This is a genomic window from Hyphobacterium marinum, from assembly GCF_036330325.1.
Taxonomy (GTDB): Bacteria; Pseudomonadota; Alphaproteobacteria; order Caulobacterales; family Maricaulaceae; genus Hyphobacterium; species Hyphobacterium marinum.
Genome location: NZ_JAZDRO010000003.1, coordinates 264,076 through 281,919, shown reverse-complemented (window position 1 = coordinate 281,919; position 17,844 = coordinate 264,076). Strand labels below are relative to the sequence as shown.

Sequence of the window (17,844 nt, the reverse complement as noted above, 5' to 3'; positions counted from 1 at the left end):
CCGCCGCTAGTCCTTGGCCTTGGCAGCTTTGGCCGTTTTCTTCTGGGCCGGTGCCTTCTTCTTCGGCGCAGCTTTCTTCTTCGCTGCGGGCTTCTTCTTGCCGCCCTTGGCCTGTTTGGCGGCGACAAGCTCCATCGCCTGTTCCAACGTAACCGATTCCGGCTCGGTTCCCTTGGGCAAAGTGGCGTTGACCGACTTGTATTTCACGTAAGGCCCATAGCGGCCATTCATGACCTTCACCGGCGAACCGTCATGCTCACCGAGATCTTTCAGCGCCGTCGGGCCGTTGCCGCGCGGATTGTTCTTCTTGTCCTCAAGAACGGACACAGCCCGATTGAGGCCGATTTCGAAGACTTCGTCGATGCTTGGCAGGTTCGCATACAGCTTGCCATGCCGCACGAAGGGACCGTAGCGCCCCAGGCCCGCCTCGATGATTTCACCGTCTTCGGGATGCGGTCCGACAGGGCGGGGCAGGGTGAGCAGTTTGAGCGCTTTTTCCAGCGTCATGTCCGCCTTCGACCAGCCCTTGGGCAAGGAGGAGCGTTTTGGTTTGTCCTCGCCCGCAACGGCCATTTCTACATAGGTGCCGAAGCGCCCGTCCTTCAGGTAGACGGTTTCGCCGCTCTCCGGATCGGTGCCGAGATCTCCGTCGCCCGCGGCTTCGGCGTCCTCGTCGGTCGCGCCCAACTGGCGGGTGAATTTGCAGTCCGGGTAGTTCGAGCAGCCCAGGAAGGCCCCATACTTGCCCAGCCGCAGGCTGAGGCGGCCTTCATTGCAGGAGGGGCAGAGGCGCGGGTCTGAGCCGTCTTCCTTTTCCGGGAAGATATGCGGCGCGAGCGCCTCGTTCAGCGCATCCAGCACAGCGCCGATACGCAGCTCGCCAATGCCCTCGACTGCGGACGAGAATTCGGTCCAGAAATCGCGCAGAAGCTGTTTCCAGTCGAGCTTGCCGGCAGAGACCCGGTCGAGCTGGTCTTCCAGGTCGGCGGTAAAGTCGTACTCGACATATTTGGAGAAGAAATTCTCCAGGAAGGCGATGACAACCCGGCCCTTGTCCTCGGGGACAAAGCGGTTCTTCTCCATGCGCACATAGTCGCGGTCGCGCAGCACGGTCAGCGTCGAGGCATAGGTCGAGGGGCGGCCAATGCCGAGCTCTTCCATCCGCTTGACCAGCGAGGCTTCGGAGAAGCGCGGCGGCGGCTGGGTGAAATGCTGGTCGGCATGGGTCTTCTTCGCCTCGGCACCAGCGCCTTGCGTGACTTTCGGCAGGCGGTTTTCGCCTTCGTCCTCGGTGTCGTCCGTGCCTTCCTGGTAAAGCGTCAGGAAACCGTCGAACAACAGGACCGAACCGGTCGCGCGCAGCGCGAGATCGCCGCTGGCGTCAGACAGATCAATCGTGGTCCGTTCAAACCGCGCGCTTTCCATCTGGCTGGCCACGGCGCGTTTCCAGATCAGCTCGTAGAGCCGGGCCTGGTCTTCATCGAGGCGAAGGTCCTTCGGCGCGCGGGCGAAATCGGTCGGGCGGATCGCTTCGTGCGCTTCCTGGGCGTTGCGTTGCTTCGACTTGTAGATTCGCGGCGAGGCGGGCTTGTAGAGGGAGCCGAAATCGCGCCCGATCACGTCGCGGACCTGGCTGATGGCCTCCGGGGCCATGTCGACACCGTCGGTCCGCATATAGGTAATGAGACCCACCGTCTCGCCGCCGATATTCACACCCTCATAGAGCTTCTGGGCGGTCCGCATCGTGCGCTGGGCATTGAAACCGAGCTTGCGGGCGGCTTCCTGTTGCAGGGTCGAGGTCGTGAAGGGAGCGTAGGGGTGGCGTTTGGCAGGCTTGGCCTCGACGGCGCTGATCGACAGGCTGGCGGCCTTGATCGCGTCGGCTGCGGCGGTCGCCGTGTCGCGGTCACCGATGGAGAGCTTCTCGACCTTCTCGCCCCGGAAGCGGGTGAGGCGGGCGCGAAAGGGGTCCGAACCGCCCGAGACGATGTCGGCATCAACCGACCAGTATTCCTGCGGGCGGAATTTCTCGATCTCGAGCTCGCGCTCGCAGATCAAGCGCAGGGCGACCGACTGGACCCGGCCGGCCGAACGGGCACCGGGCAGTTTGCGCCAGAGAACGGGAGAGAGCGTGAATCCAACGAGATAGTCGAGGGCCCGGCGGGCGAGATAGGCATCGACCAGTTCCATGTCGATGGCGCGCGGATGGCGCATGGCCTCATCGACGGCCTGCTTTGTGATGGCGTTGAAGGCGACGCGTTCCACCCGCACGTCCTTCAGGACGCGGCGCTTGGTCAGCGCTTCGAGCAAATGCCAGGAAATCGCCTCACCCTCGCGATCCGGGTCAGTCGCTAGAATCAGCCGGTCGGCCCCTTTAACAGCGTCAGCAATCGCCTTGACCCGCTTGGCCGAGGCGGCATCGACTTCCCAGTCCATGGCAAAGTCGTCGTCGGGACGGACCGAACCGTCCTTGGGCGGCAAGTCGCGGACGTGGCCGAAACTCGCCAGCACCTCGAAATCGCCCCCGAGATACTTGTTGATGGTCTTGGCTTTGGCAGGCGACTCGACAACGACGACGTTCATGGAAGGTCCGGATTCGTGGGGATGACTGGCATTCGAATTTGGCGCGGGAACGTGGGGGAGGCCCTCGACTCTGTCAACTCGCGCCTGCCTTGCAATTTGAAAAAGCCCTGCGTACAAATACCCCTATAGGTTGATTGGCTTCGGGGGGATTCGCAGGTGCGGGAAATGGATCACGGGGCGGGCTTCGCCGCCATGCGCGGCAATGGCGGCAAGGACACGGCGGACTTTGTCGCCGATCTTCTTGAGAACCTCTCCACCCTGTCCCGCGAGGCCGGTCTGTACCGGTCCAGCGTCCTTATTGCTGCGGCGATATCCGTCGTACAGCTGGAAGCCCGGCACCGCGAAAGTCAGGACGGGTCGGGATAGGCCGCGCGGACCTGCCCGCCCGGCGCAACTTCGGCCCGGCCCGCCAGTTCTAGTTCCAGTAAAGCCGCCATGACCAAGCCGGCCGGCGCGCCGGTTTGCCGGGACAACTCGTCCGCCGAGACCGGTGACGGCGACAGGAGGTCGGCGATGCGCTCGCGGATGTTGTCGATATCGTCGTCTGCAATTCCGGCGAGGTCCGGATCCGGGCTGTAAGGCGGGGGAGACGGCTCGGCGGCGTCCCGGCGGAGACCACCCAGGATGTCGAGAACATCGTCGACACCTTCGACCAGCGCCGCGCCGTCGCGGATGAGCCGGTTGGAGCCCTTGGCGCGCGGATCGAGCGGTGAGCCGGGAACCGCCATCACCTCGCGTCCCTGTTCGGCGGCCAGCCGCGCGGTGATCAGCGAGCCGGACCGCATCGCCGCTTCAACCACCACGGTGCCGAGTGACAGACCCGAGATCAGCCGGTTGCGGCGCGGGAAATCGCGCGCGGTCGGTGACATGCCGAGGCGCGACTCGCTGACAATCAGGCCGCGCCGGGCGATCTCGCGATGCAACTCGGCATGTTCAGGCGGATAGATATGATCAATGCCGCCAGCGAGCACGGCGATCGTCCCGCCATTCAGTGAACCGTTATGGGCCGCGCCATCGATCCCGCGCGCCAGACCGGAGACGACGATCACCCCGGCGTCGGCGAGGCCCTGCGCCAGTTCCCGCGCAAAGCGCACGCCGACGGCCGAGGCATTGCGGGCACCGACAATGGCGCAGCTCGTCCGTTCGTTCGGATTGAGGGGGCCCATCACCGAAATGACGGGCGGGGGCGGGTCGATCTCGGCAAGGCGCGCCGGATAGTCCGGCTCGCAGGCCATCAGGATTTTCCCGCCGATCTCTTCAGTGGCCTCGAGTTCGGCTTCGGCCTCCTCGCGGGACGGTGAGGTCAGAGGAGTCGAACGACCGCCTCGCCGCGCGAGATCAGGCAGGGCGTCGAGGGCTTCAGAGGCAGTACCGAAACGCGCGATCAGTTTGGCAAACGTGACCGGCCCGACTTGCGGCGTGCGGGCGAGGCGCAGCCAGGCGGTCCGTTCGGACGGGCTGAGCGCCTCGCGGTTCAAGCCGGCTTTCTGCCGATGCGCGGCTCTTCGCCAGCGAGGATGCGCGCGATATTGGCGCGGTGCCGCCAATAGATGAGGACAGCCAGGAAGAGGGACAGCAGGGCAACGCCCGGCTTGTCGAACGCATAGGCGATGACGGGGGCCGCTGCGGCCGCGACGAGCGCGCTCAGGGACGACATGCGCATCAGGAGCGCCATGCCGATCCAGACGAGGGCCGCGAGCACACCGACCGGCCAGGCGACGGCGAGGATCGTTCCGAAGAAGGTGGCGACGCCCTTGCCGCCCTTGAAATTCAACCAGACGGGGAAGCAATGGCCGAGGAAGGCCGCACCGCCTGCAACAAGCCCTGCCTCGTAGCCGAGCAGCCACCAGAATATCAGCGCCGCAATCCCGGCCTTGGCGGCATCGAGAACGAGCGTGGCAGCGGCCAGATCCTTGCGGCCGGTGCGCAGGACATTCGTGGCACCAATATTCTTCGAGCCGATCTCGCGAATGTCGCCGAGGCCCGCCATGCGGGTCAGCACCAGGCCGAAGGGAATCGAGCCGAGCAGGTAGCCGCCAAAGGCGGCCATGGCGAAGGCGATGGCACTCCACATCGTCATGTCAATACTCGACCTCTAATTGTCTTGCGCAAACACCATCGCGCCTTTGACGAAAAGCTGCAAGACCCGGCCCTGGAATCGCCGCCCCTCAAAGACCGAGTTGCGCCGGACCGAACGTCCGTCCTGCGCATGCGCGACCCAGGGCGCATCGCCGTCGATGAGGGCAAGGTCGGCCGGTGCGCCGACCGCAAGCCGTCCTTGCGGCAGACCGAGCAGGTCGGCGGGGCCGGAGGTCACGGCGCGCAGTGTGTCGATCAGCTCGAGCTGACCATCATGGACGAGACCCAGCAGGGCGCCGAGCAGGGTTTCAACGCCTGTTGAACCCGGCACTGCATCGCCGAAGGGGCGGGCCTTGGCGTCGGCGGGCAGGGGCCGGTGGTCGCTGACAACGGCATCGACAAGCCCGGAGCGGATTGCCTCGACCATGGCCTGCCGGTCGCTTTCAGCGCGTAGCGGCGGGGTCAGGCGTTTGGTGCCGGAAAGGTCAGCAGCGTCGACGTCGTTGAGGGACAGATGAGCGATGGACGCCATCGCGCCAATCTCCAACCCTTTGCGCCGGGCACGGGAGAGGGCTTCGCACCCTTCCTCGGTGGAGAGCCGGTCAATGATGACGCGTCCGCCGGTCATTTCGGCGAGCGCCGCGAACCGGTCGATGGCCATGCGTTCGGCGATGGCTGGTTCAGCGGCAAGACCGAGGCGCGCCGCCCATTCGCTTTCGCTGGCCGCCGCGTCCGCGCCCAGTGTTGCGTCGCACGGGCGCAGCGCCACCCAGGTCTCAAAACCGCTGGCATAGGCGAGGAGGCTGCGCAGCGCGCCGGCGTCGGCGATTGCGCCGTCGCCCTGCGAGACATAGAGCGCGCCGGCATCGCCCATCAGGCCGATCTCGCTCATCGCCTCGCCGGCAAGGTTGCGCGTGGCTCCCCCAGCGGCGTGGAGGCGCAGGCGCTGCGGCCGGAAGTCGTGACGCAGGGCGCGAAGGCCTTCGGGCGTATCGAGCGGCAAGCTTGCATTCGGCGCGACGACCAGCGTGCCGATCCCGCCCGCTGCGGCCGCAGCGCAGAGCGTATCGAGCGTCTCCCCGCCGGGGGTAAAGGCCGGTTCTATCGCCGCACGCAGGTCGATGAGTGCTGGCGCGAGGATCGCGCCTTTCGCGTCGATCAGCTCGCCGTCGAAACCGTCATCGGTGAGGTGTGAGCCGCGCACGGCGGGACCGATGTCAACGATGCGGCCATTCTCGACCAGGAGGCCGCCGGCTTCGTCGCGTCCGCTCGCCGGATCAACGAGGCGGGCATTCAGGATGGCGAAAGCCCGGCTCATTGGCGGCGCTCCTCGTTCTTGCGGGCCAGCGTGCCGATGGCTTCCAGCACCGCCATGCGCATGGCGACACCGGCTTCGACCTGATCAAGGACGAGACTGCGCTCTTCGTCATCGGCGAGCGCGCCGTCGATCTCCACGCCACGATTCATCGGTCCGGGGTGCAGGACCAGCGCGCCGGGCGAGGCGGCTTCGAGCCGCCGGGCTGTTAGGCCGTAGAAATGGAAATACTCGCGCAGGGAGGGGATATAGCCCGCCATCATCCGCTCCTGTTGCAGGCGCAGCGCCATGACCGCATCGCATCCGTCGAGCGCGTCGTCGAGATCGTGGAAGACTTCGGCACCCCAGCGGTCGGCATCAAGCGGGAGCAGGGTGGGCGGGGCGCAGAGCCGCACTTCGGCCCCGAGCAGGTTGAGGAGCTGGACGCCAGACCGCGCGACACGTGAGTGGAGCACATCGCCAACGATCAACACCCGCCGTCCGCCCAGGGGCCCGAGACGCTGGGTCAGCGTGAAGGCGTCCAGAAGCGCCTGCGTCGGGTGTTCATTCATGCCGTCCCCGGCATTGACCACGGCAATACCAGTGGCATCAGAGACGAAAGCCGCCGCGCCGCAGGCCTTGTGGCGTACGACCAGTAGGTCGGGGTTCATCGCCGCCAGTGTCTTCACCGTATCCAGCAGGGTCTCGCCCTTGCTGGTCGAGGAGGAGGCCGCGGAGAAATTCACCACGTCCGCGCCAAGGCGTTTTCCGGCGATCTCGAACGAGGCCTGCGTCCGTGTGGACGGCTCGAAGAAGAGGTTGATCTGCGTCAGGCCGCGCAGTGCGTCGGCCTTTTTCGCCGGTGTGCGGCAAACCTCCAGCCAGTGCTCGGCCCGGTCGAACAGAATGTCGACATCCAGAGGGTTGAGATCGGCAATGGAGATTAGCCGCCGGTGGGGAAAGTCGTAGCTGAATTCGGCGCGCGTCATTCAAACGTCCTGACGATTTTCGGCGGTATACGGCGGGCGCGCGACTCGGGCAAGATGCGAGGCGAGCGGAAGGGGAGGCCGGTGCGGTGAAGATACGTCCTATGGCGCAGGCCGACGCGCCCGATGTGCTGCGCGTCTATGCCGAGGGTATCGCCACCGGTCATGCCACCTTCGAGACCGAAACACCTGACTGGGACGGGTTCGACCGGGCGAGGCTGAAAACGCCGCGCCTCGTCGCCGAGATCGATGGTCGGGTCGAAGCCTGGGCGGTCATGTCGGGCGTTTCCTCGCGTTGTTGCTATGCCGGGGTCGGGGAAAGCACGATCTATGTCGGCGAAGCCGCACGGCGGAAGGGCGTCGGCAGGGCATTGCTGACCGCCCTTATCGAAGCCAGCGAGGCGGAGGGCTACTGGACTCTCAACGCCGGTATTTTTCCGGAGAACGTGGCCTCCATCGCTTTACATGAAGCGTGCGGCTATCGTCGGCTGGGCCGGCAGGCCCGCGTCGGCAAGATGCGGCACGGGCCGATGGCGGGCCAGTGGCGCGATGTCGTCCTGATGGAACGCCGTAGCGACCGCGTGGGGGTGGAATAGATGATTTCGATACTGGCCAGCCTGCTGCTCGCGACTTCGCCGGAAACCTGTCCCATCGAACTCGTCGTTCTCGGTACCGCGCAGGATGGCGGTTCACCGCAGATGGGCCAACATGCCGACCCGGCCTGGACGGACGCCAGCGAGCGCCGCCTGACGGTTTCGCTGGGCCTCGTCAATCACGACACACGCACCCGTTTCCTGTTCGAGGCGACACCGGATATCCGCACCCAGTTCCGTGATCTTGACGCGATCGAGGCCGGTGACGGGGAGGGGCCGGTGCTTGACGGCGTCTTCCTGACCCACGCGCATATCGGTCACTACACCGGGCTAATGTTCCTCGGACATGAGTCCATGGGCGCGCAGGGCGTGCCGGTCTTTGCCCTGCCGCGCATGGCCGAGTTCCTGCGTACCAACGGTCCGTGGAGCCAGCTCGTCACCTATGGCAATATCGATCTGCGCGAGACGGAGGCCGATGACGGGTTCGGGATCACCGACGACGTCATGGTGCGAACCTTCACCGTTCCGCACCGGCAGGAGTTTTCAGAAGTCGCCGGATTTCGCATCGACGGGCCGAACCGCTCTGCGATCTTCATCCCCGACATCGACAGCTGGGAAGAATGGGAGGCGGAAGGCGTCGATCTCGACGCACTCATCGCATCAGTTGATCTCGTTTTCATCGACGCGACCTTCTACGCCAACGGCGAAATGCCGGGCCGCGACATGAGCGGTTTCCCGCATCCCTTCGTCACCCATTCGATGGAGCGGTTCGCACACCTTCCGCTGATCGAGCGGGCGAAGATCCAGTTCATCCACGTCAACCACACCAACCCGATCCGCTTTACCGGCAGTCCGGAAAGTCGGGCGGTGGAAGAGGCAGGTTATGGCATCGCAAGGCGCGGGGACCGGCATTGCCTGTAGGCTGGTAGCGTCTCGATAATGCTGCATGGCTGAAATTCGGACCGGGTCTCTCGTTTAGGCGCGAGCGAATACCTATCTGACGGCCTCAATCAATCACGGGGAGCGAACTTTCCATGTCTCACACAACGTCGGGCGTCGCGCTGGCGCAGATCGGCCAGTACTACCGCGCCATGGGTGGCATGCTGGCCACGGCCGCCGAACACGCCAAGGCGCACGGCGTCGAGGAGTCGGTGTATCTGAACTGGCGGCTCGCCGCCGACATGTTCCCGCTGGTGCGCCAGGTGCAGATCGCGACCGATTTCGGCATTCGTGGCCTGTCACGCCTGGCCGGAACCGATCCGGTCAGCCTGCCCGACACGGAAACCAGCTTTGCCGAGCTGCAGGCGCGCCTGACGAAGGCGATGGAGGTGATTTCAGGCCTCGACACGGCAGCCATTGACGCCGATCCGGCCGGCGATGTGACCTTCCCGGCGGGCCGTGACCAGACGATGACGCTGCCGCGCGGCGTCTACGCCACAAACGCCATAATCCCGAATGTCGGTTTTCACGCTTCCATGACCTACGCCATCTTGCGCCGGATCGGGGTCCCGCTTGGCAAGCGCGACTTCATGGGGCTGTAAGACCTTCAGACCGGCGCGATCCGTGTGGCGATTTCCATTGCTAGCGGAATGGTCAGCAGCGACAGCAGGGTCGTTGCCGTGACGTCGCCGGCGGTCAGGCGGCTGTCGCCGCCCATTTGTTGAGCCAGCACATAGGCCGACGCCGCGCTGGGGGAGGCGCCAACCAGCACGACAAGCGCAAACGCGTCGCCTGTCGCGCCGAGCATCCACGCCATCAGGCCGAACATGACCGGCGCGATGGCGAGTTTCAGCACGACCGAAATCGCCAGCAGGTGTGGACGTTCCTTCAGCGCCGCAAAGTCGAGCCCAGCGCCCACAGACAGCAGGATCAACGGCAGCGCCGCCCGGCCGATCAGGGCGAGGATGTCGGCGACGGCTCCACTCTGGAACAGGCCCAACGCATTGGCGGCCGCGCCGGCAAGGCAGCCGAGGATGAGCGGGTTGGTGACGATCCGCAGTGCCACGCTGCGCAGGTCCGGCTTTGCGCCTTCGCCCCAGACCGACAAAACGGTCACGGCCATGATGTTCACGATGGGGATCGTGACCACCATGATCAGCGAAACCAGCACCTCGCCCTCGGTTCCCCAGGCAATGACGGCGAGCGCGAGGATGAGAAGACCGTTCCAGCGTGCCCCGGCCTGGAAGATCGAGGTGAAGGATGGCCCGCTCGCCGGGATCAGCGGGCGCAGGGCAAGGATCAGCGCTCCCATGCCGAGGAAACCCGCGGCTACCGCCAGGATCGCCGGGCCTACCGTAATCCCGTCGAAGTCAGCCGTCGAAATGACCGAGAAGAGCAGGGCAGGTGACAGGCCGACATAGGTCAGCCGCGTGATGCCTGGCCAGGCGTCGGCCTTGACCAGACCCGAGCGCCGAAGTGCCCAGCCCAGGGCGATGACGCCAAAGACCGGCAGGAGCGAGGCGAGAAGCGGGCTCATGCCTTTGGTGCCGCGATGGCATTGATCGCGCTTTGCAGGATCACGGCGGCGGCATGGGCGTCAATGACAGCCTTGCGGTCATCCCGCTTAATGCCGAGCGCGATCAGGCGCTCTTCGGCTTCATGGGTCGATAGGCGTTCGTCCTGATAGGCGAGGGGAATGTCGCGCAGGCGCAGGAGGTTGGTCCCGAGCGCGCGCGCCGACTGCACGCGCGGCCCGGCACTGCCGTCCATATTGACCGGCAGGCCGATCACGAGGCCACAGCATGTGAATTCGTCATAGAGGGTGAAAATGCGGGCGGCATCAGCGGTAAATTTGCCGCGCCGGATCGTCTCGACCGGAGTGACGATGGCCCGGTCGCTCGAACTGACTGCCACACCTATGGTTTTTGCGCCCGGATCGAGTCCGAGAAGCGGGCCGGGCGGCAGATCGGTCAGGGCAAGTTGCGGCATTGGCTCTCCCCTGCGCCCGATGGCTGGCAAGGTCAAGCAGCGGCCCGGAATTCGCGTGAGAGGTGAAAGTGATTGCCTAATGGGCCGTGTCAGGCGTGTAGTCGGAAGAAATCAGAACCGACGGCACTACACCCTATGCGCGAATGTGCGGACATTTCGGCCTGCTTGGGGGGGGGATGACGAGCCGCTATCTGGCAGAAATGTCAGAGAAAAAGCGGGCTATTGCCGCATGAGTTCAGCCTGCGTGTAAATTCGCCTTACAGGAGAAGGCGCTTTCCTTAAGATAAATTAACAAGATGGTTTCTTATCGAGCTCGACTTGGGGTAAACTCGGGCGAGGAAATCGGAGGGGACGCCGTATGGAATTTCTCGACACCGTCAAAGGCTGGTTCGCGCCGGTCTGGGACTTTTTTGAACCGGGCCTGATCGCCTACGCCGGTGACGGCGCGGCCATCAGCTGGATGCCGCTGGCAATCCAGCTGGGCGTGATCGCCCTTGTGCTCACCATCCTGATGCGCAGCTTCGGGGCTATTCTCATCTTCACCGTTGTCGGTGTAATCATCCACGTCATCGTGGATGTCGTCATGCCGATGGTCCGTGAAGGCGCGGCCTTCGCAATGCCGCCCTTCATGGCCGATGGTGGCGTCAACATGGTCTATCTGGGCTATCTCGCGGCACTCGCCGCCGGATACTTCCTGGCCATTATTGTCCTGTCCATCCTGAAAGGGCTGGTGTTCCGGGGCGATTGATCGGGTTCCTGGGGAGGGACTACGACACGAGAGCGGCCGTCCGGGTGACCGGGCGGCCGTTTTTGGTTTCGGTTGAATTCAATGAAGCATTTCCAGAACATTTGGTGACACAGTTTTCCTGCTTTATTTTGCCTTCGTTTCGATTGGAGAAGAGGGAGAGGCAATCGATGGGAAGCGGAAAAGCAGTAATTCTGGTCGCACTGTTGCTCATGGTGTCGGCGTGTTCCCAGCCAGGTGCCAATGAGCTCCGGCGAGCCAATGAATGGATGGAGATTGGCGAAACGGAAAATGCGCGAACGGAAATCTACGCGCTGATCCAGGAATATCCCCAGCATATCGAAGCCCGGCGTTTGCTCGCCGAGAGTTTTTTCATGGATGCCCGAAGTGGAAGAAATGCCGCGACGAATCTCGAACGGGCGCTGGGCGTCATGAATGAGGTCAGGCGGATCGATCCCGACAGCGAAGTGATCTCAGAGATCCGGGAGGGCTCGATCAGGGTTCTGAATGAGGCCCTGCTTCGCGCCAGCGATTACCAATTGCGGGCACTTCTTAACATTGCGGAGCAGGTTCATTCAGTCGAAACTGTAGATCCGCTGCTTATGGTAATGGGTAATCCTGACGATACCCTTGCCAATAGGGCGCTTGAAATAGTGGGTGTAATTGACCCTGATTATATTGTGCCCCGGCTTCGTGCTCTTGCTGACAGTTCCGATGCTCACGTGGCGGAGCGCTCAATTCTTCTACTTTGGGAACAATTTGGAGAGGATTCGGCCCGGGCCAGAGCAGCAGAAATTTATTTCGCACGACTGCGAAACTCCAGCCAGCTCGACGGTGCTCGCGCTTTGGCGCGTCTCCTGAGGCGGACAGGTGTCGCCGAGCTTGGCCAGCCCTTGCGCGAATTTATCGAGGGCAATTATCGCAATAGCCGGATCGGCGGCGGCGTGGTGGCCGCATTCGAGCTTTATTCGTCGGAATTTCCCGACGAAGCGGATGCGCTTGTCGGTGACTATCTATCCGGTACAGTCAGATCGAACATATCGGCCCGGGCGTGTTCGAATTTCGGCCTGGCCGTCCAGGCGCATCTGCAGCGCAATTCCAGTGAGAGGAATATCGAATACGCGCGGGCATTGCTTGGTCTTTATGTCCTGGAGCAAAGTCAGCGCAGCGACTGCAGGGCCCGGCTCGAGGCCACCGCAAACGCGCTCGACAACCAGAGTTGGCATACGCTTCGCACGTTTTACTCGCCTGGTGGCTGGGCGATCTTCACAACCATGATCCCCGGACACCTGAATGATCTTCGCGGGGGTGCCAATCCCTCCAGCTACGCGGCCCGTCGCTGGGATTTATATGCCGATCCTTCCGGTGAAGCGGCCCGCCGGGTCCAGCGTCTTCTTGCTGCCTTGGGCCCCTATAGTGCATTTAGCGGTGGACGGCGAATTCGGTTTGAACCGTACTACCTTGGATGTGAAACGCCCACGGAGTGCAGACTGTATATGAACCTCGTTGAGACTTCGCGAGGAAATACCCGTGGCGTTGGGCGTCTCCTGGTCCGTGTACAGTCCATTGGTTCGAATGCCGACCAGCCGTGGGTGATTACCGGAGTCGACACAGCCGAGTTGGACGGTCAGAACCTGCTTGAATAGAAATGTTGCGAGCACCGAAGCTTTCAAGGCTATATCGACATGTCCGACCCCGTCCTTCTGAATATCACCCGCGGCCAGACCGCCGTCGTCACGCTGAACCGGCCCGAAAAGCGCAATGCTTTCAATCGCGCGATGATCGACGGGCTGGCGGAAATCTTCGAGCTCATCGCCAAGAACGACGACGAGGTCAGGGTGGTCGTCCTGCGCGGGGCGGGCGAGACGTTCTGCGCCGGGGCCGATCTCAACTGGATGCGGGATGCGGCTGATTACACGCTCGACCAGAACCGCGAGGATGCCGAAGCGCTGGCCGAGATGCTGCGCCGGCTCCATGACCTGCCGCAGATGACGATCGCCCTGGTGCAAGGCGCTGCCATGGGCGGCGGGGCCGGTCTTGTCGCGGCCTGCGACATCGCCGTGGCGGTCAAGGATACCGCCTTCCGCTTCTCCGAAGTGCGCCTGGGACTGACGCCGGCGACGATCTCGCCCTTCGTGGTGAAGGCCATCGGGCCGCGCTGGGCGCGGGCGCTGTTTGCGAGCGCCGAAAGCTTCGATGGCGACTTCGCGCACAAGATCGGCCTCGTCCAGTATCTTGTTGAAAACGCCGATGAACTCGGCGGCATGAATGAATATCTGGTCAAGCTCGGCTTTGCCGCCGCGCCCGGTGCTGTCGCCGACGCCAAAGAGCTGGTCGATCACGTCACAGGCAAGGATATCTCCCACGGGCTGATGAAGGATCTCGCCAAGCGCATCGCCCACCGCCGGGCCAGTGATGAGGGAAGGGAAGGCCTCACCGCCTTCCTGGAAAAGCGCAAACCGAACTGGGCGGAGTAGAATTACGGGTGAGTCTCTGTCGCGATCCGCGCGGGTGGCTGCATGACCGGCATGTCGCCTGGCGTGCGGCGTTCGTGCGCGGCTGGTTTACCCAATTCCTGTTCGAATTCATCAGCTTCGGAGTGAAGCAGGCATGGGCCTGCCTGTTTGGCGGGGCGATGGTGGTCCTGCTGCTGGCCACGCATTTCTTCTATCCGGACGATGCGCCGCTGGGGCGGTACGACTTCCTGACGCTGTCGGCACTGGCGATCCAGATCGCCTTGCTGGCCACGAAACTGGAGAGCTGGGAGGAGGCGCGGGTCATCCTCGTCTTCCACATCGTCGGCACGGCGATGGAGATTTTCAAGACCGGGGCGGGCTCCTGGATCTACCCCGAAGACGCCTTCCTGCGTATCGCGGGCGTGCCGCTTTTCTCCGGCTTCATGTATGCGTCTGTTGGCAGTTATATCGCTCGTGTCTGGCGGATTTTCGACTTTCGTTTCGTCCGCTTCCCGCCACTTTGGCTCCAGGGGCTTCTGGCGCTGGCGATCTACATCAATTTCTTCGCCCATCACTACACGATCGATATCCGGCTCGGCCTCTTCGTGGCGACGGTGCTGATCTACGGGCCGTGCCTCCTCTGGTTCCGTCCCGATGAACGCGAGAGGCCGATGCCGCTCGTTGTCGGCCTGCTGCTCGTTGCGCTGTTCATCTGGTTTGCGGAGAATATCGGGACTTATGCCCGGGCCTGGGCCTATCCCGGTCAGGACGGGGAGAGCTGGACCCCGGTCTCCATTCAGAAACTGGGGTCCTGGTATCTCCTGATGATCATTTCCTTCGTCCTCGTCGCGGGGGTGCACCGGCGCGGCAAGGGGATCAAGGATCAGTCGAGATAGCCCTCCGCAATCCGGGTCGCATAGCCGAGGATATCCTGCGGCGTGCCGCCGAGATTGCTCATCAGGGCCACGGCAACACCATGTTCCGGATAGACAACCAGGACGGCACGCGCGCCTTCCTGCATCCCGGCATGGTGATAGCGGACCCGTCCGGTCGCGTCGGTATCGATCCGCCAGCCCAGGCCCACCAGCGTCTCTTCGCCATCGGCGAGTGTCTGGTTGGTGAACATGTCGGTGCGGGTGGCCTCTGACAGGAAGCCGTCACCAAGGACGCCGGCACCGAAACGCACCAGATCGGACGGCGTGGCGATAAAGCCGCCACCCGCCCATTTGTAGGCCGGGTTGATGTCGAGCGCGTTGGCGACCTCGCCGGTCACGGTGGCGTCGATGCGCTGCTGCACGAAGTCGATCGGGTCATAGAACCCGACACGGTTCGGCGTCACCTGCAGCGGCCGGTCCGGACCGAGCGTGTCGAGCCCGAGCGGTACGGTGATCTGGGCTTCCACCAGCGAGAGGAAGTCTTCGCCAGTAGCGGCCTCCATGACGGCTGCGGCGAGCGTGTAGCCGAACGTCGTATAGGCGTAGGCCGTGCCCGGTTCGTTGACGAGCGGGTCCTCGATGAAGAGAGCAAGCGCCGATGCGGAATCCGGATAGAAGCGCCGGTCAATAATGCCGCCGGGAGCGGTGGGGTCAAAGTCCGCTCGGCCATAGTGGCGAACGCCGCCCTGGTGACCGAGCAGCTGGCGCAGCGTCGTGGCGCGGTGGTGTTCGGGCAGGTCCGGCATCCAGGTCGAGATCGGCGCGTCGAGATCTATGACGCCGTCATCGGCCAGGCGCGCGGCGAGGGTGGCCGTCACGACTTTCGACACGCTGCCCAGCCGGAAGCGGTGGGAGGTCCGGGCCGGAGTGCCGGTTTCGATATTGTCGGTACCGAACGCTTGCGCCCAGGCGATATCGCCGTCGGCCCAGACGGCACCGGAGAAGGCTGGGACCGGTGTTTCGGCCATGACTTCCACCATTATGGCGTTGGCGGCTTCGCCGGGAGGAACCTGGGCCAAAGCGGTGGCCGGGGGGCTGAACAGCAGGAGCAGGGCGAGCAGGCGCGGGAGTGTGGTGATCATGGGAATGTCCTTCCTCTTTTCGGGTTTCAATCGACCGTCACGACGCTAGAGCGCGGCTCTCGCCCTCGTCAACTAATTAATTAGTATATTAATCAGGACCGACGACCCGAGTGTCTGCCGCCTTGACCTGAAACGGGTTTTCAGGCGCATAGGGGGAAGCACTGAAACGCCGCAACGGGACGCCCATGTTCAAGACATTGCTCATCGCCAACCGGGGCGAGATCGCCCGCCGCGTCATGCGCACAGCGCGGCGTATGGGGATCAGGACCGTGGCGGTCTATTCCGAGGCCGACGCGGATGCGCCCCATGTGCGCGAAGCCGACGAAGCGGTGCTGATCGGTCCGGCCCCGTCATCGGAAAGCTATTTGCGTGCGGACAAGATCCTCGAGGCGGCCAGAGGGACCGGTGCCGACGCCATCCACCCGGGCTATGGCTTCCTGTCAGAGAATGCCAAATTCGCCGAGGACTGCGCCAAGGCGGGGATCGTGTTCGTCGGGCCACCGGCTGATGCCATCCGCGCGATGGGATTAAAAGATCGGGCCAAGGCGTTGATAGAACAGGCTAATGTGCCGGTCACGCCGGGTTATCATGGCGATAATCAGGACCCGGAACATCTTAAAAATGCCGCCGATGCGATCGGCTATCCGGTGCTCATCAAGGCCATCGCCGGGGGTGGCGGCAAGGGGATGCGCAAGGTCGACCGGGAAAAGGACTTCCTGGCCGCTCTGGAAAGCTGCCGCCGCGAAGCACAGAAATCCTTTGGCGAGGATGCGGTCCTCATCGAGAAATTCATCACCAATCCGCGCCATATCGAGGTCCAGATCTTCGGCGACAGCCGCGGCCGGGTCGTGCACATGTTCGAGCGCGACTGCTCGCTGCAACGCCGCCACCAGAAAGTCATCGAGGAAGCGCCCGCACCGGGCATGACGCCGAATGTGCGCGCCGCCATGTGTTCGGCCGCCGTCCAGGCCGCAAAGGCCGTTGGCTATGTCGGGGCCGGAACGGTGGAATTCATCGTCGACGGGTCAGGCAAACTTCGTGAAGACGGCTTTTATTTCATGGAGATGAACACACGTCTTCAAGTGGAACATCCGGTCACCGAGATGGTCACCGGGCTTGATCTGGTCGAGCTTCAGCTACGCGTTGCCGCCGGCGGGTCGGTCCCGGAACAGGACCAGATTTCCCTCAAAGGCCACGCCATCGAGGCGCGTCTCTATGCCGAGGACCCGGCGAGCGGTTTCCTGCCGAGTATCGGCCCGCTCGACATTCTCGACCTGCCGACCGGCGATCCGCGCATTCGTGTCGATACCGGCGTGGAACAGGGCGGTGAGGTCTCGCTGCACTATGATCCTATGATCGCCAAGGTGATCGCCTATGGCGGCGGGCGCGACGAGGCAATCGGTGCGCTGAAAGGCGCTCTGGCCGAGACCCATGTCTATCCGGTCAAGACGAATGGCGGTTTTGTCATCCGTTGCCTGGATGATGCCGACTTTGCGTCCGGCAATGTCTCGACCGGTCTTATTGGCGACAAGCTCGATGATCTCCTGCCGCCGAAATTCGAGCTCCAGGCGGCGCTCCTTGCGGCCCGCGCCGTGCTCGACGCCGGGCCCGGTCACGGCCGGGCCGGGGGCGTCTGGTCCGCCGGTGACGGCTTCCGGCTGAATGCCGATCCGGTGCGCCAGGTCCGCTTTGTCCGTCCGGGCGAAACCGATGCCATACCGGTCAGCCTCTCGAGCGGCACCGGGCGTGACATCACCGGTATGATCAACGGCAATGCCGTTGCGGTGTCTGCGAGCCTTGCGGCTTCTGCGCGGCTGGTGCGCGATGACGCCGGCCTGACGGTCTTTGCCGGCGGCGAAACCCACCGTTTCGATATCCCGCGTCCCGACGCGGCGGCCGATGCACTCCAAGCCGGTGGGCTGGTGAAGGCCCCGATGCCCGGCAAGGTGCTCTCGGTCTCGGTCAAGGATGGCGACACGGTCTCCAGGGGCGACACGCTGCTCGTGCTCGAAGCCATGAAGATGGAACACGCGCTGACTGCCCCGCGCGACGGGGTGGTGGAGAGCGTCTCTGTGTCCGCTGGTGCCCAGGTCGGGGAGGGCGACGCGCTCGTCACCCTCGCCGAGGATGGCGAAGAGGCGGCTTAGGGTATTCTGGTTGGCG

The 17,844-nt window shown here is 63.8% G+C and carries 17 protein-coding genes; 9 read left to right on the top strand and 8 right to left on the bottom strand.

From position 1 onward, the window contains the following. Window positions 1-6: 6 nt before the first annotated feature. Window positions 7-2,583 carry a type I DNA topoisomerase gene (gene topA, locus V0U35_RS09025; protein WP_330196372.1) on the bottom strand — a complete coding sequence of 859 codons (2,577 nt, stop codon included), beginning with the start codon at window positions 2,581-2,583 and terminating at the stop codon, window positions 7-9. Between the two features lie 165 nt (window positions 2,584-2,748). On the opposite strand from topA, the gene V0U35_RS09020 reads away from it, so the two are divergent. Next, window positions 2,749-2,949, top strand: a complete 201-nt coding sequence (locus V0U35_RS09020) for a hypothetical protein (RefSeq protein WP_330196371.1) — start codon at window positions 2,749-2,751, stop codon at window positions 2,947-2,949. Here the strand turns inward: V0U35_RS09020 and dprA are convergent. Genes dprA through V0U35_RS09000 form a run of 4 tightly spaced genes read right to left on the bottom strand, consistent with a single transcriptional unit; the run spans window position 2,931 to window position 6,945 of the window. Next, complete coding sequence (gene dprA, locus V0U35_RS09015) at window positions 2,931-4,061, bottom strand: DNA-processing protein DprA (protein WP_330196370.1); 1,131 nt, start codon at window positions 4,059-4,061, stop codon at window positions 2,931-2,933. The two genes, V0U35_RS09020 and dprA, sit on opposite strands and share 19 nt — an antisense overlap. Further along, a complete protein-coding gene (gene plsY, locus V0U35_RS09010) occupies window positions 4,058-4,657 on the bottom strand; it encodes a glycerol-3-phosphate 1-O-acyltransferase PlsY (RefSeq protein ID WP_373696399.1) in 600 nt (199 codons plus the stop codon). The genes dprA and plsY overlap by 4 nt, the downstream gene beginning before the upstream one ends. A gap of 21 nt (window positions 4,658-4,678) precedes the next feature. Then, window positions 4,679-5,980, bottom strand: coding sequence for an amidohydrolase family protein (locus V0U35_RS09005; protein WP_330196368.1), 1,302 nt, complete (start codon window positions 5,978-5,980; stop codon window positions 4,679-4,681). Continuing rightward, window positions 5,977-6,945, bottom strand: a complete 969-nt coding sequence (locus tag V0U35_RS09000) for an aspartate carbamoyltransferase catalytic subunit (RefSeq protein ID WP_330196367.1) — start codon at window positions 6,943-6,945, stop codon at window positions 5,977-5,979. The genes V0U35_RS09005 and V0U35_RS09000 overlap by 4 nt, the downstream gene beginning before the upstream one ends. Before the next feature lie 86 nt (window positions 6,946-7,031). Between V0U35_RS09000 and V0U35_RS08995 the strand changes: the two genes are divergently transcribed. The 3 genes from V0U35_RS08995 (at window position 7,032) to V0U35_RS08985 (ending at window position 9,076) form a co-directional block, all read left to right on the top strand. Further along, a complete protein-coding gene (locus tag V0U35_RS08995; RefSeq protein ID WP_330196366.1) occupies window positions 7,032-7,538 on the top strand; it encodes a GNAT family N-acetyltransferase in 507 nt (168 codons plus the stop codon). Beyond that, the gene (locus V0U35_RS08990; RefSeq protein WP_330196365.1) at window positions 7,539-8,456 is read left to right on the top strand and encodes an MBL fold metallo-hydrolase; all 918 of its coding nucleotides are present in this window, start codon (window positions 7,539-7,541) and stop codon (window positions 8,454-8,456) included. Window positions 8,457-8,569: 113 nt separating this feature from the next. Continuing rightward, a complete protein-coding gene (locus V0U35_RS08985; RefSeq protein ID WP_330196364.1) occupies window positions 8,570-9,076 on the top strand; it encodes a DUF1993 domain-containing protein in 507 nt (168 codons plus the stop codon). Window positions 9,077-9,081: 5 nt separating this feature from the next. Here the strand turns inward: V0U35_RS08985 and V0U35_RS08980 are convergent, their stop codons facing one another. After that, a complete protein-coding gene (locus V0U35_RS08980) occupies window positions 9,082-10,011 on the bottom strand; it encodes an AEC family transporter (RefSeq protein WP_330196363.1) in 930 nt (309 codons plus the stop codon). Continuing rightward, window positions 10,008-10,463 (bottom strand): Holliday junction resolvase RuvX, encoded by a 456-nt coding sequence (gene ruvX / locus V0U35_RS08975; protein WP_330196361.1) that lies wholly within the window; start codon window positions 10,461-10,463, stop codon window positions 10,008-10,010. Before ruvX ends, V0U35_RS08980 begins: the two co-directional genes overlap by 4 nt. Before the next feature lie 358 nt (window positions 10,464-10,821). Between ruvX and V0U35_RS08970 the strand changes: the two genes are divergently transcribed. From V0U35_RS08970 to V0U35_RS08955, 4 genes are all read left to right on the top strand, one after another. Then, the gene (locus V0U35_RS08970; RefSeq protein WP_330196360.1) at window positions 10,822-11,211 is read left to right on the top strand and encodes a hypothetical protein; all 390 of its coding nucleotides are present in this window, start codon (window positions 10,822-10,824) and stop codon (window positions 11,209-11,211) included. Continuing rightward, window positions 11,208-12,854 carry a hypothetical protein gene (locus V0U35_RS08965; protein ID WP_330196359.1) on the top strand — a complete coding sequence of 549 codons (1,647 nt, stop codon included), beginning with the start codon at window positions 11,208-11,210 and terminating at the stop codon, window positions 12,852-12,854. The genes V0U35_RS08970 and V0U35_RS08965 overlap by 4 nt, the downstream gene beginning before the upstream one ends. A gap of 39 nt (window positions 12,855-12,893) precedes the next feature. Further along, window positions 12,894-13,685, top strand: coding sequence for an enoyl-CoA hydratase-related protein (locus V0U35_RS08960; RefSeq protein ID WP_330196358.1), 792 nt, complete (start codon window positions 12,894-12,896; stop codon window positions 13,683-13,685). Between the two features lie 74 nt (window positions 13,686-13,759). Next, window positions 13,760-14,560 (top strand): DUF817 domain-containing protein, encoded by an 801-nt coding sequence (locus V0U35_RS08955; RefSeq protein WP_373696398.1) that lies wholly within the window; start codon window positions 13,760-13,762, stop codon window positions 14,558-14,560. Here the strand turns inward: V0U35_RS08955 and V0U35_RS08950 are convergent. Then, on the bottom strand, window positions 14,548-15,681 hold the full coding sequence (locus tag V0U35_RS08950) for a serine hydrolase domain-containing protein (RefSeq protein WP_330196356.1): 1,134 nt from the start codon (window positions 15,679-15,681) through the stop codon (window positions 14,548-14,550). The two genes, V0U35_RS08955 and V0U35_RS08950, sit on opposite strands and share 13 nt — an antisense overlap. A 185-nt stretch (window positions 15,682-15,866) precedes the next feature. Here V0U35_RS08950 and V0U35_RS08945 point away from each other — a divergent pair, with 185 nt between their 5' ends. Continuing rightward, window positions 15,867-17,828: an acetyl/propionyl/methylcrotonyl-CoA carboxylase subunit alpha gene (locus V0U35_RS08945; RefSeq protein ID WP_330196355.1), complete on the top strand. Its 1,962-nt coding sequence runs from the start codon at window positions 15,867-15,869 to the stop codon at window positions 17,826-17,828. Window positions 17,829-17,844: the final 16 nt, after the last annotated feature.